Here is a 26,357-nt window from a genome sequence, read left to right on the forward strand (position 1 = left end):
AAAGAAGAATCTAAAAGACAGGCAAAACCCGCATACAGTTTGTCGTCCCTTCGACGCCCATCACATCACCCTGAGTGATAATCACGATATCACCAAATGCCAGTTGCTTTTTCTCTTTGAGACCGGAAAGGGCTTCGAGCGCAATTTCATAGGCTGATTCTTGGTGGCTATCGAAATACCAAGGAATCACCCCGCGATACAGCGCACAACGGTTTAACGCTTTTTCATTATTTGACAGGGCAAAGATGGGAAGTTCTGAATTCAGGCGCGAAGTCATTAATGCTGTTCTGCCTGACTCAGTCATCGTCACAATCGCTTGGATGCCATCCATATGGTTGGCAGCATAAATCGTCGACATGGCGACGGTTTCTTCTGCCGTGACGAATGTGCTTTCTAGGCGATAGCTCTGAGTTTTCACTTCCATCACACTTTCTGCACCAATACAGACCTCGGCCATCGCTTTTACCGTTTCGACAGGATATTTCCCTGCTGCCGTTTCTCCGGATAACATCACTGCATCAGTGCCATCGATGACAGCATTGGCGACATCCATTACTTCTGCCCGGGTTGGCATCGGGTTCTCAATCATTGACTCCATCATCTGGGTGGCGGTAATCACAACGCGATTCAGCGCTTTTGCTCGGTAAATGAGTTTCTTCTGTACTCCGACTAATGCCGGATCACCGATTTCAACGCCTAAGTCTCCCCGTGCGACCATAATCACGTCAGATGCCATGATGATATCGTCAATATTGGTTTGGTTTGAGACTGTTTCTGCGCGTTCTACTTTGGCGACAATCTTGGCTTCTAACCCGGCATCCCGAGCCAGACTTCGTGCATACTGTATGTCTTGACCATTTCTGGGAAACGAAACAGCCAGGTACTCCACATCAAGCTCGGCTGCCAGCAGAATATCTTGTTTGTCTTTTTCGGTGAGCGCCTGAGCGGAAAGACCACCACCCTGACGGTTGATACCTTTATTGTTGGAGAGTGGTCCACCGACCGTGACGGTCGTATGAATTTTGTGTCCTTCAACCATGATGACTTGCAGTTGAACCCGTCCGTCATCTAACAAAAGAATATCGTTGCATTGAACATCGTTGGGGAGGTTTTTGTAATCAATTCCGACAGCGTCTTGATGACCCGCACCGGGGGGCATATCAGCATCTAGTGTAAATCGATCGCCGACATTCAGTGTGATCTTCCCATGAGTAAAAGTAGACACACGAATCTTTGGCCCTTGAAGATCTCCCAGTATGGCCACGTGATGCCCAAGTCTGGCCGCAATCTCACGGACTTTTCTTGCTCGAAGGCGATGATCGTCTGCGGTTCCGTGCGAAAAGTTCAGACGAACAACATTGGCGCCCGCATTGATCAGAGCTTCAAGGTTATTACCATGATCAGTTGAAGGACCAAGAGTTGTTACGATTTTCGTTCTTCGTTGGATTTTTTTTTGCATGATTTGCTCCTGACTGAGAATCATAGAGTGAGCCATGTAAGTATACGTGAGAACGCTCAAAGCGCTGGCGGAATGAATAAAAATTTAACATTTTTGTAAAAATCATCGTAAATTTAGAATGCTTCGGATGAGTGAACATTTGACTCTCAACACAAACTTGATTGATCGTACGTGATGCTTGTCACGGTCACATACCAAATCGCTTCACAATTACTTTGCAAAGTAAAAAAATTAGCAGGTTGTTGATTTCTGGAGCACATCATGTATACGGCTCAGCCCGGCCATATTGACCACATCAAGCAAATTAATGCTGGTCGTGTTTACAAATTGATTGATCAAAAAGGTCCTATTTCACGTATTGATCTGTCTAAAGAGAGTGAGCTTGCTCCGGCGAGTATCACCAAGATCACGCGTGAGCTCATTGATGCTCATCTTATCCATGAAACAACTGTTCAAGAAGCAATTAGTCGTGGCCGTCCTGCGGTTGGCCTGCAAACCAGAAATGAAGGATGGCAATTTCTCTCGATTCGTCTGGGGCGGGGCTATCTGACAATAGCACTACATGAATTAAGTGGTGATGTGCTGATCGATACCAAAATTGATATTCATGAAGTGGATCAGGATGATTTACTGGCCCGATTGTTTCACGAGATCGAAGAATTTTTTCTGACCTACACTCAGCAACTTGAGCGTGTGACCGCGATTGCAGTGACACTCCCAGGATTGGTCGATGCAGAGAATGGGGTTGTTCTGCAAATGCCTCATTATCATGTGAATCACCTTGCGCTGGGGGCTGAGATTTATCAGGTGACGGGGTTACCGGTCTTCATTGCGAATGATACTCGGGCATGGGCACTGGCCGAAAAGCTGTTCGGCCACTCTCAGGATGACGATAACTCTGTATTAATTTCCATTCACAATGGTTTGAATGCGGGTGTGATTGTGAATGGACGCGTATTGCAGGGCAAACATGGCAACATCGGTGATTTGGGACATATCCAGATTGATCCGCAAGGTTTACTTTGCGATTGTGGGAATCGTGGTTGTCTGGAAACAGTGACGAGTTCAAAGGCTTTACGTGAGCAAGCCATGTCAAGAATTGCGAACGGCGAACAATCGTCGTTGAGTCGTCTGACGGAAATTTCAATTGAGGATATTTGTATCGCAGCCGCTCAAGGGGATCCATTATCGTGTGATATTATGGATCGACTGGGCAGACACCTCGGTCAGGCCATTGCTATCGTCATTAATATGTTTAATCCGGAGAAGGTGCTCATCGGTGGTGTCATTAATCAGGCTAAAGCGATTGTCTATCCTCCGATGCTTAAGTATATCGAAAGCCAATGTAACCCTGCTTACCGGGAGCAGGTCAAAATCATGGAATCACGGTTTTATAAACAGTCAACGATGCCCGGAGCTGCGCTCATCAAGCAAGCTTTATACGATGGTTCATTATTGATGACTATTGTTGATCGTTAAGTGAAGTAACAGGTCAGAGGTAAGATCACTGCGAGTTTCCCCACCGTTGTCTATTTTCTGATGTATTCTCCTAGCTTTATCGCTTAATATGTTTCACAGTTATAATCAGGCATTTTGATGACTTTCTCGACCTGTCAGATCACTCTGTTAATTGGCGATGGTTTGCATATACAGATACGGAAAGTCAGATGTTTCGTGTCAATCAATACAAAGTACTGGGTACTAAAGTGTATTACACAGCACCCGAAAGCGTTTAGGTATATACTATTAACAGTTTTTAATTGGTGGAATCTCGTATGTCAGGTGTTTTAAATACGGTTGACCAGCGCACGAATCTCGTCGGAGAAAATCGCCTTGAACTGCTCCTTTTCAGATTGAACAGTCGACAGATTTTTGCGATTAATGTGTTTAAAGTCAAAGAAGTGATCAAAGTTCCGGTGTTAACCAAAATGCCCGGAGCACATCCCCACATTACGGGTGTCGCTTCTTTGCGCGGAGAACCGGTTCCTGTTATCGACTTGAGAAGGGCGATTGGTTTTCCTGCCTCTCAAATAGAGTCAGAAGAACAGAACTTAATTATTACGGAATATAATCGGTCTGTTCAGGGTTTTTTAGTCGGGCAAGTGCGCAATATTATTAATACCGCCTGGACAGAGATTCAGCCTCCGCCACGAACCGCGGGAAGGGCTAATTACCTGACGGCAATCACACAGGTGAAAGAACAGGACCAAGCTCATATCGTTGAAATTATCGATGTCGAGAAGGTACTGGCCGAAATCGTACATTATGATGTGTCGATTTCTGCGGAAGTTCTGGATGAGAACCTCATGCCAGAAATGGTGGGGCGTAAGGTGTTGATTGTTGATGACTCGGCAACAGCCAGAAATCAAATCAAAGGCACCTTGTCTCAGTTGGGGTTAGAGATCATCGAATGTCGGGATGGATTAGAAGCATATAACCTGTTGCGAAAATGGTGCGATGACGGCAAGAATGTCAGCCAAGAGATTCTGTTCATGATCACGGATGCAGAGATGCCGGAAATGGATGGTTACAAACTCACCTATGAAATTCGTAACGATGAGCGAATGAAAGATCTGCATATCACCTTAAATACATCATTAAGTGGTAGTTTTAACGAAGCGATGGTGAAAAAAGTTGGATGTGACCGGTTTATATCAAAGTTTCAGCCGGATATGTTAGTTCAGGTTGCACAAGACCGATTACGTGAAATTTTACCCTGATCTGTCGGTTAAGCATTTTTAAAATACCGGGTCATCGATGAGATGGCCCGGTTTCGTATTGAACATCTCGAATTTGTGCCGATGTTAAAACACAATGGCACATCTGAAAGAGCCGTTAATCTTTCGACTGCGCGGCGAGGCATTCGCCATGAACTTCCCGGCCTTCGGGCGCCATCAGATAAAGATACAGCGGCATAATATCTTCTGGTGTTTTCAAGGTATCCGGATTTTCAGATGGAAATGCTTGTGCACGCATGCCGGTGCGAGTACCGCCCGGATTGATTGCATTGACACGAATATTGGTCTCACGGAGTTCATCCGCCAGAATCTGCATCATCCCTTCCGTGGCAAATTTTGAGATTGAATAGGTGCCCCAATGAGCGCGCCCTTGATGTCCGACCGTTGAACTTGTAAACACAAGTCGTGCATCATCTGATTGACGTAATAGCGGTAATAGTGCCTGAGTCATCATGAGCTGAGCACGGACATTTACTTGCATGACTGTGTCATAAGTCGCCAGTTCGATTTGTTCAATCGAGCAACGATCGCCCAGTAACCCCGCGTTATGCAGAACGCCGTCCAGACGACCGAATTGGTGCTCAATCGTCTGCATCAATTCACCATAGTCCTGCTGTGTCGCCTCTTGTAAATCTATAGATACGATCGTTGGCTCCGGTAGTTCGAGCGCAACAATCTCATCATAGGTCTGTTCCAGTTTTTTTACCGTACGGCCCAGTAAAATAACCGTTGCGCCATGTTGAGCAAAACTAATTGCAGCCTGTTTGCCAATACCGTCTCCGGCACCAGTAACCAAAATCACACGGTTTTTTAGTGTGTTTGGTGCAACAGAATAATTCATCTAGCCTCCTTTTGTTATGCTTTGTTGTTTAAGATGGTTACAATACACTAATTCGTAAAGGAGAGGATGAGAACATTGGATTTTTTATTGGATTACGGCCTGTTTCTGGCCAAGATTGCGACGTTAGTTGTCGCGCTTGTCGTCATACTTGTGATTGTCAAATCAGTCAGTGCGAAGAGCCACGGAGCTAAAGGTGAGTTGGAAGTTATCGATCTGACAGAAAAATATAAACAGACAACACATCATTTAGAATCTTACCTGCATGATGACGCCTATCTGAAAGCGCGTGATAAAGCGGAGAAGAAAAAAGAGAAAGCCGAGCATAAATCTGCTGAGAAAGAGATCAAAAAAGCAGCGAAAGAAGGGGGGCTTGAAGCTCATCGAGAACCACACCTATTTGTGCTTGATTTCCACGGGAGTATTGATGCAAAAGAGGTGACCTCGCTTCGTGAAGAAGTCTCAGCCATTCTGGCGGTGGCGCAATCCGGTGATGAAGTTTTGCTACGGCTTGAATCCGGTGGTGGCATGGTTCATGGGTACGGTCTGGCCGCTTCACAGCTTGATCGTCTGAAATCGGCGGGATTACCCCTCACCATTGCTGTCGATAAAGTGGCAGCGAGTGGTGGATACATGATGGCATGTATTGCGGACAAACTGGTTGCCGCACCTTTCGCGATTGTGGGATCAATTGGTGTTATCGCCCAGTTACCGAATTTCAATAAGCTATTGAAAAAGAATAATATTGAATTTGAGCAACTGACCGCCGGTGAATTTAAACGCACCTTAACGATGTTTGGTGAGAATACCGACAAAGCGCGCGATAAATTCAAACAGGAACTGGAAGAAACGCATGTGCTGTTTAAGCACTTTATCCGCGAGCACCGTGCATCACTTGATGTCGATAAAGTATCAACAGGTGAGCACTGGTTTGGTACACAAGCGAAAGATTTAGGGTTGATCGATGATATTCGTACATCGGATGATCTGGTGACTGAAGCCTGTCAGCAGAAAAAGGTGTTATCTGTCCATTATGTGCAAAAGAAAAAATTGACCGAAAAAATACCGGGAATGGCTGGCGAAGCCGCAGACCGTGTTTTACTCAAATTGATGAGTCGGGGACAACGTCCGATCGTTTAACCCTATTGTGTCCCATCGTCTGTATGGGGCACATTTATTCCGATAACATCACCATGTGGATAGGGTCAGCGAAGTTGAGGTAAATATGGCAAGTCCGTATCAGATTTATTTCTTGATCAACTCGCAAATCCATTTACTGGATCTTGCCGGCCCGGTTCAGGCGATCAATAAGGCCAACCAGTTGACCGAGCAGTTTGAGACGCACTTCATTGGTTTTTCCGAGCAGATGGTCAGTCATCAGGGGCTTGCATTGGCTCATATCGCTTCCCCACCGGAGCAGCTTCCCGAACGTGCTGTTATTTTTGTGTGTGGTTCCAAATATACGCAAGATATCTATACCGATGCTATCGCGCAGCAAAGTATCGACTGGCTGAAACAAGCGATTCAACCTGATACTTATGTCGTTGGGGTCTGTTCGGGCACTTTCCTACTTGCGAAAGCAGGGCTTACCCAAGGAAAAGAAGTCACGACTCATCATGATCTCGTTCAAGTGCTGGCAAACCAGTTTCCCGGAACACAAGTATTGGTTGATCGCATTTTTGTTCACGACGACAACTTGATCACCAGTGCGGGTGTGACCGCGGGAATTGATACGACGCTATATCTGATTGAGCGACTGACTTCCGTCAAAACTGCGGTAGATGTTGCGAGAGAACTGGTTGTTCATCGGCGCAGAATGGCGCATGATCCACAAATTTCGGTGCATTTTAAGCACCGTAACCATATCAGTCCATTGATTCATGCCGTTCAGGATTACATTCTGGACAATTATCGGCAACCTTTAACGGTTAGCGATTTATGTCAGCATTTCCGAGTATCACAACGCCATCTGCAACGGACATTTAAAACGCATACTGAAGCCACATTGCGTGATTACATTGCCGAAACTCGTCTGCAAGAAGCCAAGGTCTTAATCGACAATGGCATGGGCGTTGAACAGGCGGCTTACCTATCTGGTTTTCCAAGTCCGGCTTCGTTTCGTACTTTATGGAAAAAACGATTCGCTTCATTACCCAGTCATGCTTCTTCACACTTGTCGTCAACGCCATGTTCAGAATCATCGCGGGACAAAAGACTCGCGGCAAAAGCAGAGATGCCACATAACAAGACGAGCAGTAAGATAAGATAACGGTAGTGATGGAAGGTATCATAGAGCAATCCCCCGGCTGAAACCGTCACAAATACACTGATCTGGTGGGCGGTGAACAATAAGCCAAACAAGCGTCCCTTCAATTGTGCTCCGAAGTAGTTCAAACACATTAATGAAGTAATGATCACGGTTCCCATATAGGTTAACCCAAATACAATGGCGAAGAGCAGATAGGCGAATTTTGATTGCGTATCATAGATGAGTAACAGTGAACCGCCACGCAGCAGATAGAGCTGGATTAACAAGGTTATGGGTGATGAACGTCTGAGCCGCCAACCCACAATGAATGCGCCACATAACTCTGCGATTCCGAGTACGCTCAGGGTTGAGGCCGTGACTTCCTGATAAGTCGAGAATGTGGCGAACTGTTGTTGAATCAAGGGGACAAGATGGACATCGATAAAGCCCATCGATGCACCGCACCCGGCAAAAGAGACCGCCAGACAGATGAAAGTCGGTGTGTATATATTTTGGAGCACTTGCCGTGGTTTTACCTGACCGAAGCGCTGTTGTTGAGATGAGGATGTTTGGGGGAGTTGGCGGCGGAGCAGGATAATGACGGGGACTACGCAACCAAGAAAAACCAATCCAATACCGGTGCAGAGCATTGGCCATGACAGAAAGCCGCTTAACCAGACGAGCACCGGAGAAAGTAAAATAAACCCGATTGCGGTACCGTTTGAAATCGCAGCAAAGGCCATCCCTTTGTGCTGTTGACTGAACATTTGATCAATGAATATCCCTAGCGGAATATAGGTCATTGCAGTTAAAGCGTAGGCTGACATGATGCCGTAAAGCACTAAAAAAACAGCGTAATTTTGGGTCGCCGTCAGTAATAAGAAGACCACCGATGTCATGAGTGCACCACTTAAGATGGTCAGCAGTGCGCCATATCGGTCACAGATCCATCCGACAAGGGGTGACATTCCACCAACAGACAGTCCAAACAGCGCCCCCACGACAGAGAGTTCCCCTCGACTTATCGAGAGGTATTCTGTTAACGGCAGAAAATAGATCTGATAGCTACTTTTGATCGCTGATGCCAGAAAGGTAATACAAAGGCCAGCCACAATCATGAGCTGAAGTTGAGAGCGGGTGAAAGTCAAGATGCAAACTCCTTTGCCAAATCGTCCAATACGATGGTCATATCATCATTATTGAATATCTGTCAGGAGAAAACCGTTGAAAATACGCCATATCATGATCACATTTGCGTACTTAGAACGAAAACCGCTGGGTGATTCAGACCCAGCGGTGCAATAAATCATGCATACCTTTAGTGGTGGCTGTGGCTGTGGATCGGCGTTTTTCTGAACAGACGGTGGTAGACTCGCGTCAGGAGGTCATTGCCAACCAACAGCATCAGGAACAGTGCTGATAGTCCGGCTAACCAAAACGGCATGAGACTGTTACTACTCCCTAATTCACTTTGGATATCGATATGCCAGAGATCGACTAACGCATTCGTTAGATAGCCAAATCCGATGGCAACCCCAATCACACCAAGCAAGTAACTGCCGAGGGCGTGCCAGCCCATTTCACGACGTACAATGCCTAATGTCGCCACGTTTGTTGCAGGGCCTGCCAGTAAAAAGACCAGCACCGCTCCGGGGGAAACACCAGCCATTAACAGACCTGCGGCTAAGGGAGTAGAGGCGGAAGCACAGATGTACATGGGGACACCAATCAAAGCCATGATGACCATCGCCCAGCCTCCTCGGCTGACTTCGGCCAATGCATCGTAAGGGACCAGAGCAACGACACAGGCAGAAATCATGAGTCCGGCTAACAGCCAGAGGGAGAGATCGCCTAACAATTCAGTAAACGCATAAACCTGACCTTGCCAGATTCTGCGCCAAAGTGAGTCTGGGTGTGCTTGAGAATCGGGAGCGCGCGCTTGCTGGCTATGACAGCAACAATGACCAGCGCCTTGAGAACCGCAGGCGGTTGATTGTTGTTCGGGAGGCGTTTCTGGCTGGGACGTGGATTTTTCGCCTGACAAAACTAACATTGCGGCAGCAATCGATGAACAGACCGCCGCAATGGGGCGGATAATGGTCATAAATGGGCCAAGTAATGCATAAGAGATTGCGATTGAGTCAACGCCAGTCTCCGGTGTTGAGATCAGAAAAGCAGTGGTCGCCCCTTTCGACGCCCCGGCACGACGGAGCCCGACGGCTGCGGGAATCACCCCACATGAACATAAGGGGAGGGGAATGCCTAGAATAGCAGCTTTAATGACAGGCCAGAATCCGTGCCCTTTTAAGTGATGACCCAACTTGTCACTTTTGATAAATGTATGCAGGAGCCCGGCGATCATCAGCCCGAGCAGGAGCCAGAATGCTGCATCCAGCCATAGATCGACAAAAGCCTGACTAATGTGTGCTATGGTGTTCATGAGAGCGCTCCTCTAGTGATGATTCGGTATCTGCTAGTGCGGTCAGAATGGTGCAATGCTCCGCAGAATGAGAGCCGCCACAGCAGCGATTGTTGAGCACTGTTAGAGCATTATACATATGCTGTAGTTCATCGATTTTCTGTTGGATTTCTTGCTGTTTTGCCTGCGTAATCGCTTTAACTTCCTCACAGGTATGTTCGCCTCGGGCAATCTCCAGTGCCAACAATTCACCGATTTCTTTCAAACTTAACCCAACACGCTGGGCCCGTTGAATGAATTTAAGTCGATCAATACAGATAGGATCAAAACGTCGGTATCCGTTGTCATCTCTGTTAGCCTGCAACAGACCTTGCTGTTCGTAATAGCGAATGGTTTCAGGAGAGACACCGACCTTTTTTGCCAGCTCACCCCGTTTGAGTGTTCTCATATCCATGCTCTCTTCATTCGGATAACATAGAACGAGTTTAAACCCTGTAGCTGAGTACAGGGTCAAGTATTTTTTAAAATTTTATCTGTTTGGTTGTGATGATGCGCTCTGACGTGCGATGTTATGACAAGAAATGGCGTGTATCATTCCTGATCGATAATCCATTTACGGAACGCTTTTCGTTCTTGGGCGGTTGATTTTTGATACCAGTGTTTCAGCTGAGAGAGGTTGGGGGAGGTTGCTGATGTCAGCGGTTGTGAGGTAGTCATGACTTGAGTCGCTGGTACATTTTTTTTGGCGGGCTTCGCAGATTGTGACGATGTGGCGACCGTATCCTGCATATCAGAGACTGCGCTGACATGAATGGCTGCGATTCCTGAGCCCGCATTGTAATTCTGGGCTTCTTGCACATAATCACGACCGACCTGAATACCATTTTTCTGTAAAGTATCTTCTGCAATAACCACATTATTGCCCTGTTCATCAACGAGTGCCCATTGCATATGGTCGATTTTTTGCCGGGCTTGGGTCAGGCTGCGATAAGACGGCAGTTTGAAATGTAGCTGAGTATCTGATGCTTTAAATTTGGCAATAATCACCTGACTATAAGCATGTTGAATATCTTTACCAATTTCAAACGCAGGGGAGTATTTGAATACGATTTGGTTGATCCCGTTGTCTAACTCTTCTTTATTTGAAGGGAACAAGCCACTTGCTTTCTCTGGCGGTTGCGCATTGATAGCAAATACATCAACGTTATCTGGAATCTGTAAAATGGTTTTGGCTGTGACTGTACATGGAACGATACCCAGTGACAGCGTGAAGAGTAATGGCAATGCGATTTTCATTTTTATTCCTTGAGTCAAACAGGTCATGAACGGACGATATCGATTGTAGGGATAAAGGCAGGTTTATACAAAAAGAAGATGTTAATCAATCAGGTCACAGCCGAAGGCAGACGACTGTGACCATGCGTATTATGAATTACCAGTAGATACGGACACCGACGCCCCAATAGCTGTCATTGCCGATTTTATCAGAATCATTAAATCCGGTTTCAGCATAGACTTTGGTCCAACTCGCGTATTTATACAGTAAACCAGAATACACGCCATTAAAGTCATTCCCTTCTTCCTGAAGGTCTTTAATGAATTCATAACCACCGTATAGTGATAGCTTTTCTGTGAAGCTATAAGACCCGGCCACTGCAACAGAATCTGAAGTGAGTTTGGTGTTTTTCACATTGTCGTCCACTTCTGCATGCCAGTAAGTGGTTCCCAAATTCCAGCCATCACCGACATAATTGACGGTCAGCATGCCATGTTTCAGCTCTTTACTTTTGACGGTGGTGATTTTTTCTTCAACCGTGTGGCTTACGCCACCAGAGGTGATAGTAATATCTTTGTTTTTTGTGGATGTGGTTTTATCTTCCTGATAACCGACACCACCGTATAGCTCGATATTACCGAATGTGGTTCCGGCAAAAATTTCCGCTGTGGTTGGGTCATCATTACCGTTTTTGTATGAATAAGCCGCTTTAAACCAGCCAGCTGAACCTTCGAGCGTATACTTGATCATCGCATCCTGAAGCCAGTTCATATCATAGTCGTCCATTTCAGGAAGCACGCTATAACCTAAACCAATCCAGTCGTTTTCAACCCCCCAGACATCATCAGTCAGAATACTCTGTTTACCAACGGTGACGGTGCCCCATTCCTTGGAAGCAAAACCGAGGTAATGTTTACGGCTGTCACCACTGTTGCTTTGACCGATGCCAAATTCAACGGTTGCCAGCACGTCAAGATCATCATTGATGGTGTAGATAGAATTGACACCGGCCCGAGATGAGCCTGAAGAGAGAGTGGTGTGTGTATCATCACTTTTCCCACCCCAATCCACTTGTTTCAATTCTTCGCGGAGTTGGCCGTAAAAGTCTACCGATGCGGAGTCTGTTTTGAGAATTTCAGCAGCATTAACCACATTTGCAGCTGAAAGCACTGCGAGCGCTATGAGCGTTTTTTTCATAATAGTCCATTACCTTTTTTATTTAAAAACTAGAAGCCCTTTCCTGGCTCCCTGTATTTCTGCTTATTATGTGTATCTACGATTAGTGATATCAGTCAATAATTGCGAGAATCAGATTGCAAGAGGTAAATATATGTGTCAAGTGGGATAGCTCTTGATTTCTTATTTGTATTTATTTATTAAAAAACAATAGTTTATTATTAAATAAGGTAGGGTGGGTTGGTATTTTTACAGAGTAATGATGTTGTGATGACAAAATTATTTATGTTGTATTTTCGAATCATACATTGATATAAATTTGTTAATTTAATGTATATGTAGTTTTTGATGCTATTTTTGTGGTTTAAAATTGGTTTTATAAACTTATGTGATTTTGTTTTATTGAAAATGTATGTTGAATTTTTATTTTTGTGATTTAGTTCAAATTAAGTGGTGTTTAAAATCTAAACAAAATGTAAAAAAATCTCTCTGAAATACGATCAATATAAAATAAATCAGCGACTAAGCTAGGAAAAAATGTAAATCATAGCGTGATGTGGGGGATGCAGACTAGCGCTCAATATCGGCCCCTTGTGGTAAAGAGACCGATATTTATAGCTAATGTTTTATTGGTTTAGCATTTACCAAATCAATCCTTTATCTTAATCAAGTAAGTCAATACTATCGATACTATAACCGGCAGACAGATAGCCACTCAGACCTGAGCCGCTGATTGCTGTGACAGTTAACCGATTCCAGTTACTCCCGCTGGCCCAGGCACTAGCGGGAACATCAAATGTATAGGTAAGATTGTTCCCCCGATATGTTCCAACCGTTAGCGTTCGGGTCTTGGGTTGAGAGGGTGGTGGTGGGTTGGCAGATGTCCAATTATTCACCGAAATTTTAGGGCGTCCACCAGCGTAGGCGACAGTAATTCCAATCCGGACTCGGTGTGCTTTCGCACGTTGTGCATCGTTCAGGCGGAAGTAAATGATGTGGTCATTGTTGATATCCTTCCACATGTAAGCAGGAAAGGCATTGGCTGGGGTGTTACCGACGATGAAGTTTGATGGATTCCAATTTGCCATTCTCACATCCGAAGGATGCATAATGGTTAATTTATCGCCATTGAGAAATTCCCGAGGGCTGCCATCCCAGTCGCCAATGCGCCAGATGGCTCTGTCATGGCTGGGGTCATTGGTGATTTGATAGGAATTGAGCACTGTCGTCTGACCGGGGCGAACGGTCACAGTTTGTGTATTGACGGCCAACTCATTTTTGTAGGTGGTCATTGTATAGGTGCCCGGTAACATGTTGTCTCGGCTGAAGTAACCACTGGCCGGATTTGCCGTTGCCCAATATTGTGCCCGGTTGTTAGCAAAACCAACGGTGTATTCGTAGTTGGTGTCTCGTCCGGAAATGCCAACGCCGGCAACCCGACCCCGGTTTGAGTCAGCGACATAGCCTCTTAATCCCATTTGTGAGAACCAAGAGAGGTTAATATCATTATCCGCTGGTGGCTGTTGACCATTATTCACAACCAACGTGTAGTGGTTTAGCACACCGGTACGAAATGGTTCTGTTTGAGCTTCAGCATAGTTAACAATATAAGTAATCTCTTGATCTGTGGCTGTGGCCTGATTCAGAAGGCTACGATAGAACGGGCCGCCAGAACCGCCTTCATGATTGTCTCTCACTATCCAGACACCAACATTAGGCCCTCTTGCGCCAATGGCACTCCAGTCTTTCAGACGCATATTCGAGTAATGTTTAGAGCGAGTTTCTCCGTTGGAGAGTGCGAAAATATCACCGGATTCAACCGTGGATACGGTTTGAGAAATATCTGAGGGTTCTGGGCCGTAAGGGAGGCGATTGCGGTGGAGCCTTAAAATATATCGGACATGACCATGAATATTAGGTTCGGATGAGAAATAGGTTGCCATGTAGATATATGGATAACCATTTCTCGCCATATAATAATGGGTAAGATTACCAGCCTGAACCGTAATTTTTATATACTGGTTCTGATAATTTTGAGCATAAACCTGTACATTCGATGTATTGTTATATAGCCAGTCAAAACCCGAATTAATTTGGGAGCCTCTTCGCTGATTCTGATATTCCACACCGTTAATTTTTAATGAAGCAAGATCACCGGGTGACTGCGTGCTAACACCGCGATCGACTCGGCGTATGCTGAATACCACACCAGCATTGGTATCAACGGTATAAAAATCCTGAGACGTGATTAGTCGGAAGGCTGCCTGTGCACTGAAGCTTGCAATACAGGAAGACAATACCCACATTATAATATATAGATATTTGATTTTTTTCATATTATTCCTTAGTGACGTTGTTGGGTGATCAATAAATAGGTTAAACCGATTCTTGGTATTATTATTCTGGTTTTATTTTAGAGTAAATATATAGACAGTCATTTTCTGAAAGTCATATAAATTACCGATATATCAAATAAATAAGTTGATACAATTCTTTATTGCCAGTCATTAAAAAAGATGTAGTTAGCAATAGAGATAATCCTAAGTTTAACAGAGAAAAAATAGGGTGGTGTGAACTCCTTCAACAAAAGCAATTTCTACTAAATTATGTTTATTTTTTAACCTAGATCAAAAAAGAAACAATGTTTCATTTTAAAAGGAATATTGTTTTGATATACATTAGTTGCTTTAGATTGGCTGAAGCTTATCAAAAAATAAGATATTGATAGAGGCCTGATTGATAAAGCATGATATTAACCCAAAAAACAAGTTTCAGAAATAAAAGTAATTGAAAAATAATCAATTTATTTGCGATAAGGTCTGCTACTGCCATGAATATTCGGCAGGAAATAACCACTACTTTTAATGGCATAGATATAGATAAGGAAGAGCATGATGATCGACAAACAATTCAAGCATACGATAGTCGCTTCGGTAATATCATCGCTGGCATGGGTCGCGTTACCTTCACTTGCGAATGGCTTCCACACTGAAAATGGCGGAACAACAGGCGGAGAGGGAGGACAAGTCGTTCATGCTACAACCGGTACGCAAATTCATGCTGCGTTATGTAACCGAGCTTCTAGCGATACACCGATCATTATTCAGGTCGAAGGCACGATTAACCATGGTAATACTTCAAAGGTTTCCGGCCCGAGTTGTAACACCGCTGCGGATAAAATTGAGCTGAAAAATATCAGCAATGTCACCTTGATCGGGGTCGGTCAGGGAGCGCTATTTGATGAACTTGGGATTCATATTCGTTCTTCATCCAACATCATCATTCGCAATGTGCATGTCAGAAATGTGAAGAAATCTGGTTTTCCGACGTCGAATGGCGGTGATGCTATCGGGATGGAGAAAGATGTCTCAAACGTCTGGGTTGATCATGTCACACTAGAAGCGAGTGGTGGTGAAAGTGATGGCTATGACGCGTTGGTTGATATGAAGAATGATACCAAGTACGTCACCGTCTCTTACAGTATTCTGAGAAATTCTGGCCGGGGCGGTCTGGTTGGTTCAAGTGACAGTGATGATAATAACGGGCCAGTCACTTTCCACCATAACTACTATGAGAACATTAATTCACGGACACCCCTGTTACGCCATGCGACAGCACATTCTTATAACAATTATTATGATGGCTTAATTTCTTCAGGGATGAACCCAAGAATTGGCGGGAAGATCAAAGCAGAAAATAACTATGTGAAAGATTCTAAAGACCCGCTCGGTACTTTCTATACCAATGACATGGGATTCTGGGATGTGAGTGGCAATATTTGGAATAATGTGCGTTGGTCTAATGATGGCAACAAAGTTCATCCGGCTGGGCCAAATCCGGTTTCGACCACTTCGATTCGTATTCCTTATCAATATCAGCCAGATCAGGCAAGCTGTGTTCCAGCGATTGTGATGGCAACCGCGGGTGCAAATAAAGGCCTGGCTGTTTCTGATGGTCATTGTCATGTGGCTCCGGGAGATGATCATTCTGGAAATGGAAACGATAATGGTGGCGGTCAGGATAACGGCGGTGGTTCAACTTCAGGTTCAAACCTCGCCTTAAATGCAGGTGCTGACGGTAGTTCTAAAGGTAACGGAACCAGCTATGGTAACGTGACAGACGGAGATAGCAGTACCTACTGGTCACCAAGAGGCACAACCGGCACAATTAGCGTTAAACGTCTCAACCAAACCATTAATGCAGTTCGAATCATTGAACTGTCTGGTACTCAGGGCACAGTCACGTCTTGGTCTTTAGTGAATCATGATGATGGTGCCACTCTGGCATCGGGAAATTCTATTCCCAGTGTTATCTCATTCCCGAATACGAATCTGGATAAAATCAGTTTTGTGATTCACTCAGCCAGCGGCACGCCTGCGATTGCTGAGTTTGAAGTGTATAAAAATTAATTGACCCGGCAGAACTGTTCTGTCAAAGGGGAAGCCGCTCACGGCTTCCCCTTTTGTGTGATTGAACTGGTGTTATCAAGCTGGTGTTACCAACGCATTTTATCAATCCGATTTCTCTGAACCACTCCCTCAAGGCGTGATGTCGCACTTTCGGTATTGCAGAGTGTGCGTGCATCGACATCAATGACTTGTTTTCATATGCAAATTAATGACAGTGTTGTAACTGTCACAAAAATGTAATATTGAGCATATGAAAATACAACGAGCTCGAACGAACATTTTGTTCGTGCTTTATTGTCCTGTTGTGATGAACGATTCATCAGGACATTGATATCATCACCATCGCTGAGGTCATCATGTTTGGAATTTTCAAACCAAAGGCTCATATTGAGCCACTTCCCCGTGAGCAGATTGACGGGGTTTACACGCGATTACGCTGGCAACTTTTTATCGGCATTTTTGTGGGTTACGCTGGTTATTATCTGGTGCGGAAAAATTTTAGTCTGGCCATGCCATTTCTGATTGAGCAAGGATTCAGTCGCGGTGATTTGGGGGTTGCACTTGCTGCGGTTTCCATTGCTTATGGCTTGTCTAAGTTTCTGATGGGGAGTGTTTCTGATCGCTCAAACCCGCGTTATTTCCTCAGTGCCGGCTTAGTGCTTTCTGCTTGTGTCATGTTGTGTTTCGGTTTCATGCCGTGGGCGACCAGTAGTATTACCGCCATGTTCATTCTGTTGTTTTTGAATGGCTGGTTTCAGGGAATGGGGTGGCCAGCCTGTGGCAGAACCATGGTGCACTGGTGGTCACGCAAAGAGCGTGGTGAACTCGTTTCGGTATGGAATGTGGCGCATAATGTTGGTGGCGGACTGATTGGCCCGATCTTTCTGCTGGGATTATGGCTATTTAATGACGATTGGCATACGGCATTTTATGTCCCGGCATTTTTCGCAATATTGGTGGCAATTTTGATCTGGGTGACGCTCAGAGACACGCCTCAGTCATGTGGTTTACCTCCTATTGAAGCGTATAAAGATGATTATCCCGAGGATTATGATCAATCGTATGAGAAAGAAATGAGTGCGAAAGATATTTTCTTCAAATATGTCTTTAACAACAAGCTATTATGGTCAATCGCGGTGGCAAATGCTTTTGTCTATCTGATCCGTTACGGTGTACTCGACTGGGCCCCGGTCTATCTGAAAGAAGCAAAAGATTTTACGGTTGATAAATCATCGTGGGCCTATTTTTTGTATGAGTGGGCCGGGATACCGGGTACCTTATTGTGCGGCTGGATTTCCGATAAAGTTTTTCACGGGCGTCGCGCTCCTGCCGGTATTTTGTTTATGGTATTGGTGTTGCTCGCGGTACTGGTGTATTGGTTGAATCCTGCGGGTTATCCGAGTATCGATATGCTGGCGTTGATTGCCATTGGCTTTCTTATTTATGGCCCCGTGATGTTGATTGGGCTTTATGCCTTGGAACTGGCTCCCAAGAAAGCCGCCGGAACCGCTGCCGGACTGACCGGACTGTTCGGTTATCTGGGGGGGGCTGTCGCTGCAAATGCCGTGTTAGGTTATACCGTTGACCACTTTGGCTGGAATGGTGGATTTATCATTCTGGTTGGTGCATGTATCGCTGCGATTATCTGCCTGATTTACGCTTTTATTGGTGAAAGAAAAGTGCACCGGGACAAGCAGGAACAGGTATTGGTTTAGTCTGCCGACAAGGTTGAGTTGAACTATCGGAATGCAACCCGGTGTGCTTGTTTACCGGGTTGCATCTGTTCTTTCAACTCCCATTTATTGAGCGAGAATTAATTTTATGCAAATTGATTTAACATAAATTGATTAACGGGAACGGACAACATCTGCAGCAGAAAATTGCGGATAACTATCGGGTTTGCCGCGATTCAATTTACTCAGGAAGCTCCCATCTTTGACAGGTACATTGGCTGAGCCGTAGTCATAACGATTGAGTTGGTTTCTCAACGTGTCGTTACTGACGTGATCACCATACATGGTATACCAACTGACAATATCAGGTGTGACAAAATAGCCATATGGGTTTTCAGCGACCTCACCGATCTTACTGAATCGGAATGCATGCGTCAGGAGACCATCCTTGTGATAAACGAATTTGATATGTTTGCCATTGGTATCTAACTCTGAAACCGCCCGTGTGGTCAGGTTACCGTGGGCGCTGTAACTTCCGTGTGTCACGGTGCCATTTTTAGTCCAGATCACCACATTTTCCCAATCATGACGGTGACCACTTTGGATACCATTGAGAATTTGGTCCTTGAGAAAATATAGGGCGTAGAAGTGAGCACAATACTGATCTGAGCCATTGATCTTGCAGGCATAACGATGATAAGTATTGGATAAATTGAGAAAGCTGCTGCTCCGACAACCAGAGGTTAAGCCGCCAGAGGGTTTCAACCCGCCATTTTGCTGACCAGTACGGCTGATGCCGGCACTTGGCAGGCAGCCATCGGTATCGAAATCAAACACAGGGGCGATAGAGTAGGCATCAACAGATGCCGGCAGCGCTTGATCCAGTTTAGAAAAATCATCGGCATCAGCCGTGTTGCAAACTAACAGTGATAGGGAAAATATCAAACCATAGTGATGTCTGTATTTTGGCATATTGTGCTTCCTTTCATTGATAGGGGGGGATAACAAATATTCAATTAGGTGCTTATTGTCGTCAAGCCGTTTTTACTTGAACCAACAAAGTCTAAACTTGATAGATGACAAGAAAACGAATCAGATGATGCTTTTCGGTGATGGAATGGTACTTTTTGTATAGAAGACGCTTCTTTCTCTCCCGGATTTACCGCACAATAGTTTGCATCAAATAGTTTAAGTGAATTTTTTTGAATCAATGAAGCCATCCTCAAAAGCAGTGGTCGTGTGTCGCGATGCGTTGTTGTATCAGTGAGTGATGAGTGAATGAGACATGGAGCCGGATGTGAAGCAAATTCCGAGACATCAGAAAATAATAGAACTGGTCAAAAAACATGGTTACATCAGTACCGATGAACTGGTGGCACGCTTTCACGTTAGCCCACAAACGATTCGTCGTGATTTGAATGAGTTGGCTGACGAAAATAAAATCCGTCGTTATCATGGTGGTGCGACGGTACCAATCAGCTCAGAGAATGATTCTTATACGACTCGTAAGTCACATAACTATTCTGAAAAAGATCATATTGCTGAAGCCTTGGTGAAGCACATACCGAATCATGCCACACTGTTTATTGATATCGGGACAACCCCTGAAGCGGTTGCGCGCGCATTGAGTCGAAGTCACCAACAGTTGCGTATCGTGACGAATAACCTGAATGTGGCAAGCATTCTGCTCTCAAAGCCGGACTTTAATGTCATTTTGGCTGGTGGTGAAGTGCGTAACCGCGATGGTGGGATTATCGGGGAAGCAACGTTAGACTTCATTCAGCAGTTTCGGCTAGATTTCGGTATTCTCGGGATTAGTGGGATCGATTTTGATGGGTCGTTGCTGGACTTTGATTACCATGAAGTCCGTGTCAAACAGGCGATTATTGAAAACAGCCGGAGTGTATTTCTCGCGGTTGATCATTCTAAATTTGGTCGCAATGCGATGGTCAAGCTCGGTAATATCTCCCAAATTAATACCTTGTTTACTGATAAACAGCCGCCACAGGAAATCCTTTCTATTCTGGAATCTAGCCAAGTGTCTTTAGAGGTCGCGGGGACGTCATCTCAACAAACCGAGCAAGCGGTTACCGACACATCACCGTTGACTTAAACCGGATCAATACCAATACAGATGACCTCATGAAAAACCTTCTTTTGAGAAGGTTTTTTTAGATCTATCGACAAAACGAACATATTCGAAAATAAATGATGCATTTAAACGGCAGTTAAGTTACGCTCAATAATGTTTGTAAATGTTCGTTTGCTCATTTTGAGGTTACTTTATGGATGTAATAACACCCAATCAAGAAAATCGTCTGCTGGACTTAATTATTGTCGGTGGCGGCATTAATGGTGCCGGAATCGCTGCTGATGCTGCCGGACGTGGTCTGTCCGTCGGACTTTATGAAGCGCAAGACTTTGCCTCTGCAACCTCCTCATCCAGTTCTAAGCTGATTCATGGAGGGCTGCGTTATTTGGAACATTATGAATTTCGTTTAGTCGCAGAAGCCCTTGCTGAACGGGAAGTTTTGCTCAGAAAAGCGCCTCATGTGGCTCGCCCGATGCGTTTTCGATTGCCGCACCGGCCTTATTTGCGGCCAGCATGGATGATTCGCTGCGGACTATTTTTATATGATCATCTCGGGAAACGAACCACACTGCCAGCCAGTCATAAGGTGAATCTGGCTGAAAGCGGATTATTAAAACCCGAAATGAAAACCGGATTTGAGTATTCAGATTGCTGGGTCGATGATGCTCGTTTAGTCGTTCTGAATATTTTAGCTGCGCAAGAAAATGGTGCAGAAGTCAGTAATTACTGTCGGGTTGAACGCGCTGTGCGTGAGAATGATATCTGGCGTGTTACGATTTATGATCAGCAATCAGATACACGCTTCGAACGTTATGCGAAAGCACTCGTCAATGCCGCCGGACCTTGGGTGAAGCAGTTCTTTGATGATGGTTTATCGACGGCATCACCACGTAATATTCGTCTGGTGAAAGGATCGCATATTGTCGTTCCCCGGATTCATCATGAAGAACAGGCGTATATCTTACAGAACAAAGATAATCGAATTGTGTTTGTCATTCCGTACATGGATGACTTCTCTATCATCGGTACGACGGATGTTGAATATCATGGTGATCCCCGTCAGGTTGAAATTGATGATGAAGAGCAGAACTACTTAATTGATATTGTCAATCAGCATTTTGTGCGGCAACTGTCTCGTGAAGATGTAATTTGGTCATACAGTGGGGTCCGCCCGTTGTGCGATGACGAGTCAAGTTCACCTCAGGCCGTGACCAGAGATTATACGATTGAGTTGGAACAGGCTGGCGATCAGGCACCATTATTGTCAGTGTTTGGCGGTAAGCTGACGACTTATCGTAAACTGGGCGAAGCGGCGATGAACAAGCTCGAACCATACTTTGAACAGATGGGGAAACCGTGGACTGCCAATGTGCCTCTTCCGGGCGGTTACTTTAGTTGTACCCGGGAACAACTAGGTGAATCGCTGCGTGCCAGTTATCCATGGCTGAGTCAGAAACAGGCATTTCGCTATGCGGTTCAGTTTGGCACCTATACTCGAAAAATGTTATCTGGGGTCAGTTGCTTAGAAGACATGGGGCGTTGTTTTGCCGAAGGTGTCTATCAACGGGAAATTGACTACATGATTGCCTGTGAATTTGTGAGAACCAGTGATGACTTTTTATGGCGCAGAACGAAACTGGGGTTATATCTTAATCAGGAAGAGCAGCAGGCCATAGCACAATACATTACAACCCGATGTACTGACACATCAGTCTCTGATCAGTTTAAAGTCGGGTAAGGTGGCGCCTGAGAATGTCATGGTTGAGATGGTTCCGGAAGCATGGGTTCAAGGTGGTCCCGGAACTGTTCGTTGTATAATAAGTGATGTAAAGGCTCCGGTGGGAAACGAAGAAACCCTTGCGTATAGTGGCATCCGATTTCCCCTAATGCTTGTTCGACACTGCAAACTTCCACACCTTCGGCAACAACACTTAAATTCAAATCTTGTGCTAACCGGATCAATGCATAGATAATGGTCCGGTTAGACTCTTTCTGATGGTATTCGGACACGAACGAGCGATCAATCTTAATCTGAGAGATTGGTAATTCACGTAAAATCACCAGAGAGGAATAACCGATGCCGAAATCATCCATACTGAATTGAAAACCCAGTGCGTGTATTTTATGAATGACACACTTCGCTTTTTCAAGATCTTCAAACACAGCCGTTTCGGTAATCTCAAACACTAAATCATCCGATTGTATTTGTCCTGCCTGACGCAGAGCACGCAGTTGATTGACGACCTCATCATCCTGAAAGTCTTTGGCTGAAAGGTTGATATGCAGACTGCCATGGAAACCGTGTGCCCTTAAGACATTTAAATCCTGAGTGGCCCGATGGATGACCCACTGTGTGAGTACGGAAATCAGCGCACTTTTTTCAGCAATGGGGATGAAGTCCCCCGGCTCAATAAAACTACCATCCTCCTGAGGCCAGCGCAGCAGGGCTTCGAGACTGGCAATACCTTGCGTCTGACTGCGAATAATCGGTTGGTAATGCAGTTCAAAAACGTCATTTTTGAGTGCTTCAGCTAATTTGATCGAAAGTTTAAGCTTTTTATAAGAATCGGAACCCAGTTGGTCATGATAAAACGTATAAGGTTTATGTTTTTTCTTCGAGTCATACATGGCTAAATCTGCCTGTTTCAGCAGATTGGAAACTTCATGCCCGTTGTGTGGATATTTGGTGATCCCAACACTTGCTGATGTCTTCATTGAGTAAGTCATCACTTTCACGGGTGCATGAAGGGCATCATGAATGGCATCCACCGCACTGAGAATTGTGTCATCGTCATTACTGCCGGATAAGATTAGCGCAAACTCATCGCCACCCATACGGTATAACCGACCATATTGTTTGGTGTTTTCCTGTAACAGATTGGCGACTGAAATCAGAAACTTATCGCCAAAATAGTGGCCCAAACCATCGTTGATCTGTTTGAAATTATTCAGGTCAATCAGCAATAAGCTAAACAACTGTTTTGATTGAACGAGGGTTTGGAGCGAACTGAATAAATATTTACGGTTTGCCAGTGATGTCAGACTGTCGTGTAGAGAATGATACTGTTCATCCTGAGCAGAACGATTGAGCTGATGGAGTATATTTCGGGACTGTGAAACGAGTAATGTAATCAGAAAACTAGTCCCGAGGATAATCAGAGAAATCATCAACAGATAGGGGTTCATCGGTCTGTCAACCAGCGCGATAAGCATGGAAAGATAGCCAAGAACAAAGACAGAGAGCAACGTGATCAGTACTTTCCATCGGGACGCTTGTTCTGTGCGACCGATCTGGTAGGTAGGTTTCATACTGTAAATCAGTAGAAGAATGCCGACAGCAACATTCGCGAAGGCGATATATTTCATGACCATATATAGACCCCAGCGATGCAGCGTCCAACAGCCCCGATGGGCATACCACGTAATTTGGTGAAATGTTACACAGTTTTTCTTTTTATGACAATCTCTTAGCAGTACTTCTTGGGGTATTTAAGCAAATATTTCATGTTGCACATTCAATCGTGTGAGTATGTTTTTTCGCTTAAGATGTTACTTGAGTACACGTGAAAATCGTCTATTTATTAAGCATAGAGCACTTTTGACATGAATGTCAGAGATTATCACGTTGTCGGTATATCAATACCATATGTTCGAGAGGAGAGGGACTACTTTATCATCTGGTACAGACGCCTTGGCCGTCCGCCGGTATTGTAGTTGAGCACCAGACGTAACACACCTTCAGATTCAAGATATTCCAGATAACGTCTGGCAGTGATACGACTGAAACTCATGCGCTCGCTGATATCATCTGCGGAAAAATCGTGTAGCTGTTCTTGATAAAGTAACGCTTTCAATGATTCGAGTGTCGTGGCGTCGATCCCCTTTGGGGTTTGACGAATCGGCTGAATCGGGGATTTACGGAGTAACTGATCAATATCGTCCTGATCGACGGTCGAATTGCTGATAAGTTTTTGTTTATATTGAATATAATCATCAAGGGCCTGATTGATGCGCGACATACGAATTGGTTTCACCAGATAGTCAATCACCCCGAGTTGGACGGCTTTTTCAACGGTCGTCGTTTCACGCTCGGCCGTTGTCATGATGAAGTGGCAGTCAGCGGCTTGTTGACGAAGTTGTTGAATCAATGTCAGACCGTTCCCATCGGGAAGCGTAATATCAACAAACACGAGTTGTGGTTGAAATGCATTGAACTGGATTTGTGCATCGGCACAACTTTCACTGACAGCAACGACCTGAAAATGAGGGTGTTGGTTGATTGTTGATTCCAAGGTATAGCTGGCTCGAATATCGTCTTCAAGCAACATTACTCGGGTCTTCATCGTCATGCGCCTCTTCTTTCTTTTCTAAATAGATACTGAACAAAGTGGTATGTTGTTCAGTGCGTTCCCAGTCAATGCTGCCGTGAAAGTAATCGACCAACTGTTTGACAAGGTACAGGCCAACGCCATTTTGTTCATCTTCCTGCTTTGAGCTGACACCAAACTCTAGGATATGCTCTGCGATTTCATCGGGGATACCTGTCCCGTTATCCTGAATTTCCAGCATGATGTATCTACCACGGTCACTGAGATAAACGGTGACTTCAGGCTGTACCTCCCCCCGGTGTTGCCAGGCAGCCAGCAGCGCATTATCTACCAAATTACCAATAATCGTCACTAGTTTTTCAGACGTTTGTTTGGTGTAACTTGCCAGAGTCGTATCAATGTCGATAGTAAATTTTACCCCCATCTCGGAGGCTTTGTTAAATTTAGCCAGTAACAGACCGGCCACCGCACTGTCTGACACACTTAATACAATATGATTGATAACCGCCTGATAGCGGTCGGTTTCTTGCTGAATAAAGTCAATCGATTCTTCATATTTACCAATTTGTAGCATTCCCGACAGCACATTGAGTTTGTTCGAATACTCGTGGGTTTTGCTACGGAGCAATTCAGCATAGTTTTTTAAATAGATAATTTCTTTTTCCAGCTCATTGGGGCTCAGGTTGGTGAAGAATACAATGACATGCCCAATTAAGCCTTTGGTGGTTTTGATCGGATAAAGGTTCGCTCGGTATTTGATCTTACCAATACTGAATTCTTCCTGATGGAAGCGTCCTTGATTCTCCAGTACCAAATGGCTGAGTGGAATAGAATAGTGGGAAAGAGGATGATGCTGATAGTCATAGCGATTTAATACTCCCATTGAGAGGAGTTTCATCGCGCTGTTATTGATCATGGTGATGTTCATATCATGATCAACCGCAATAATGGCATCCCGAATACTGTCAAAGACCATCCCGTGCTCACGAAACTTATTGACGATAAATTCTGGCTCGTAATCGAGAAATGTCTTTTTCATCTTGAGTAAAAAGGCAACGGTTGTACCGATACCAAACAGATAGATGAGTGCGATCAACAAGCCGATATGAACATGTTGGCGAAAAATGATATCGGAAATTCTTTCTGATAAATAACCAATACACACTGCACCAACTTGTTTACCGTGATCATAAATCGGCACGAAATTGCGAATCGCTTTCCCGAGAGAGCCCTTCGCTTCGGTACTGTAGGATTGACCGGTTTGTAAGACTCGGTTGATATCTTTACCAATGAAATGTTTGCCGACCCGATTGTGATCCGGATGACTGAGACGAATGGCTTGCTGATCGACCACCACGATGTAAGAGGCGTCGGTTCGAGAGCGAATCGACTCAATATAATCACGGATCGTATCCGTTGCCGGATGTGTAGCCTTCGTGCGCAAGGCCTGAATGACTTTAGGGTCATGTGCAATCACACGGGCGAGTTCCAGCCCCCGGGCTTCGAGACCTGACTGATAAGAATTCTGTAACAGGTACAATATCGCGATCGTCATGACGATCACGACAGAAGAGGTGGTCGCAATCGTCGTTAAAGTCAGGTAACTCTTTAGTTTCATAAGCTTAGATTCATAGATTTAACGTCAGAAATGACTCGCCAATCGGCTCACGCCGCAAGTCGGTGACATTGTATCATGGGTCG

General features: G+C 44.8%; 20 protein-coding genes. 8 read left to right on the forward strand and 12 right to left on the reverse strand.

Annotated elements, in window-relative coordinates:
- Positions 1–10: 10 nt before the first annotated feature.
- On the reverse strand, positions 11–1,459 hold the full coding sequence (pyk, locus tag BSQ33_RS14225) for a pyruvate kinase (protein WP_088134358.1): 1,449 nt from the start codon (positions 1,457–1,459) through the stop codon (positions 11–13).
- Positions 1,460–1,720: 261 nt separating this feature from the next.
- Here pyk and mlc point away from each other — a divergent pair, with 261 nt between their 5' ends.
- Together mlc and BSQ33_RS14235 are read left to right on the forward strand one after the other, a co-directional pair.
- Complete coding sequence (mlc, locus tag BSQ33_RS14230) at positions 1,721–2,938, forward strand: ROK family protein (RefSeq protein WP_088134359.1); 1,218 nt, start codon at positions 1,721–1,723, stop codon at positions 2,936–2,938.
- A gap of 296 nt (positions 2,939–3,234) precedes the next feature.
- Positions 3,235–4,179 (forward strand): chemotaxis protein CheV, encoded by a 945-nt coding sequence (locus BSQ33_RS14235; protein WP_021019553.1) that lies wholly within the window; start codon positions 3,235–3,237, stop codon positions 4,177–4,179.
- A gap of 115 nt (positions 4,180–4,294) precedes the next feature.
- On the opposite strand, the gene BSQ33_RS14240 is transcribed toward BSQ33_RS14235, so the two are convergent.
- Positions 4,295–5,038: a YciK family oxidoreductase gene (locus tag BSQ33_RS14240; RefSeq protein ID WP_021019554.1), complete on the reverse strand. Its 744-nt coding sequence runs from the start codon at positions 5,036–5,038 to the stop codon at positions 4,295–4,297.
- A gap of 75 nt (positions 5,039–5,113) precedes the next feature.
- Here BSQ33_RS14240 and sohB point away from each other — a divergent pair, with 75 nt between their 5' ends.
- Together sohB and BSQ33_RS14250 are read left to right on the forward strand one after the other, a co-directional pair.
- A complete protein-coding gene (sohB, locus tag BSQ33_RS14245) occupies positions 5,114–6,175 on the forward strand; it encodes a protease SohB (RefSeq protein WP_027694069.1) in 1,062 nt (353 codons plus the stop codon).
- Positions 6,176–6,260: 85 nt separating this feature from the next.
- Positions 6,261–7,304, forward strand: coding sequence for a GlxA family transcriptional regulator (locus BSQ33_RS14250; RefSeq protein WP_021019556.1), 1,044 nt, complete (start codon positions 6,261–6,263; stop codon positions 7,302–7,304).
- On the opposite strand, the gene BSQ33_RS14255 is transcribed toward BSQ33_RS14250, so the two are convergent.
- The 6 genes from BSQ33_RS14255 to BSQ33_RS14280 all read right to left on the reverse strand — a co-directional run bounded on the left by BSQ33_RS14255 (position 7,193) and on the right by BSQ33_RS14280 (position 14,490).
- Entirely contained in the window at positions 7,193–8,431 is a 1,239-nt protein-coding gene (locus BSQ33_RS14255; protein ID WP_088134360.1) for an MFS transporter, read from the reverse strand. The genes BSQ33_RS14250 and BSQ33_RS14255 overlap by 112 nt on opposite strands.
- Positions 8,432–8,601: 170 nt before the next feature.
- A complete protein-coding gene (locus BSQ33_RS14260) occupies positions 8,602–9,723 on the reverse strand; it encodes an SO_0444 family Cu/Zn efflux transporter (protein WP_088134361.1) in 1,122 nt (373 codons plus the stop codon).
- Positions 9,701–10,156, reverse strand: coding sequence for a Zn(2+)-responsive transcriptional regulator (zntR, locus tag BSQ33_RS14265; RefSeq protein ID WP_021019558.1), 456 nt, complete (start codon positions 10,154–10,156; stop codon positions 9,701–9,703). The genes BSQ33_RS14260 and zntR overlap by 23 nt, the downstream gene beginning before the upstream one ends.
- 137 nt (positions 10,157–10,293) lie before the next feature.
- On the reverse strand, positions 10,294–10,998 hold the full coding sequence (locus tag BSQ33_RS14270) for a DUF2057 family protein (RefSeq protein ID WP_157721400.1): 705 nt from the start codon (positions 10,996–10,998) through the stop codon (positions 10,294–10,296).
- 136 nt (positions 10,999–11,134) lie between these two features.
- Positions 11,135–12,175: a porin gene (locus BSQ33_RS14275; RefSeq protein ID WP_088134363.1), complete on the reverse strand. Its 1,041-nt coding sequence runs from the start codon at positions 12,173–12,175 to the stop codon at positions 11,135–11,137.
- A gap of 641 nt (positions 12,176–12,816) precedes the next feature.
- A complete protein-coding gene (locus BSQ33_RS14280) occupies positions 12,817–14,490 on the reverse strand; it encodes a rhamnogalacturonan lyase B N-terminal domain-containing protein (protein WP_021019561.1) in 1,674 nt (557 codons plus the stop codon).
- 555 nt (positions 14,491–15,045) lie between these two features.
- On the opposite strand from BSQ33_RS14280, the gene BSQ33_RS14285 reads away from it, so the two are divergent.
- On the forward strand, positions 15,046–16,563 hold the full coding sequence (locus BSQ33_RS14285; protein ID WP_088134364.1) for a pectate lyase family protein: 1,518 nt from the start codon (positions 15,046–15,048) through the stop codon (positions 16,561–16,563).
- A gap of 356 nt (positions 16,564–16,919) precedes the next feature.
- Positions 16,920–18,278: a glycerol-3-phosphate transporter gene (gene glpT / locus BSQ33_RS14295; protein WP_088134366.1), complete on the forward strand. Its 1,359-nt coding sequence runs from the start codon at positions 16,920–16,922 to the stop codon at positions 18,276–18,278.
- Between the two features lie 132 nt (positions 18,279–18,410).
- Here glpT and BSQ33_RS14300 read toward each other — a convergent pair whose 3' ends face one another.
- Positions 18,411–19,208 carry an NPP1 family protein gene (locus BSQ33_RS14300; protein ID WP_088134367.1) on the reverse strand — a complete coding sequence of 266 codons (798 nt, stop codon included), beginning with the start codon at positions 19,206–19,208 and terminating at the stop codon, positions 18,411–18,413.
- Positions 19,209–19,533: 325 nt separating this feature from the next.
- On the opposite strand from BSQ33_RS14300, the gene BSQ33_RS14305 reads away from it, so the two are divergent.
- Together BSQ33_RS14305 and glpD are read left to right on the forward strand one after the other, a co-directional pair.
- Positions 19,534–20,349: a DeoR/GlpR family transcriptional regulator gene (locus BSQ33_RS14305; RefSeq protein ID WP_027694075.1), complete on the forward strand. Its 816-nt coding sequence runs from the start codon at positions 19,534–19,536 to the stop codon at positions 20,347–20,349.
- 172 nt (positions 20,350–20,521) lie between these two features.
- The gene (gene glpD / locus BSQ33_RS14310; protein WP_021019567.1) at positions 20,522–22,066 is read left to right on the forward strand and encodes a glycerol-3-phosphate dehydrogenase; all 1,545 of its coding nucleotides are present in this window, start codon (positions 20,522–20,524) and stop codon (positions 22,064–22,066) included.
- Between the two features lie 17 nt (positions 22,067–22,083).
- Here glpD and BSQ33_RS14315 read toward each other — a convergent pair whose 3' ends face one another.
- The 3 genes from BSQ33_RS14315 to BSQ33_RS14325 all read right to left on the reverse strand — a co-directional run bounded on the left by BSQ33_RS14315 (position 22,084) and on the right by BSQ33_RS14325 (position 26,274).
- Positions 22,084–23,700, reverse strand: coding sequence for a putative bifunctional diguanylate cyclase/phosphodiesterase (locus BSQ33_RS14315; protein ID WP_021019568.1), 1,617 nt, complete (start codon positions 23,698–23,700; stop codon positions 22,084–22,086).
- Between the two features lie 293 nt (positions 23,701–23,993).
- On the reverse strand, positions 23,994–24,671 hold the full coding sequence (locus tag BSQ33_RS14320) for a response regulator (protein ID WP_232471930.1): 678 nt from the start codon (positions 24,669–24,671) through the stop codon (positions 23,994–23,996).
- A complete protein-coding gene (locus BSQ33_RS14325) occupies positions 24,646–26,274 on the reverse strand; it encodes an ATP-binding protein (protein WP_088134368.1) in 1,629 nt (542 codons plus the stop codon). Before BSQ33_RS14325 ends, BSQ33_RS14320 begins: the two co-directional genes overlap by 26 nt.
- Positions 26,275–26,357 lie beyond the last annotated feature (83 nt).

Origin of the sequence: Vibrio gazogenes, from assembly GCF_002196515.1 — a bacterium.
Taxonomy (GTDB): domain Bacteria; phylum Pseudomonadota; class Gammaproteobacteria; order Enterobacterales; family Vibrionaceae; genus Vibrio; species Vibrio gazogenes_A.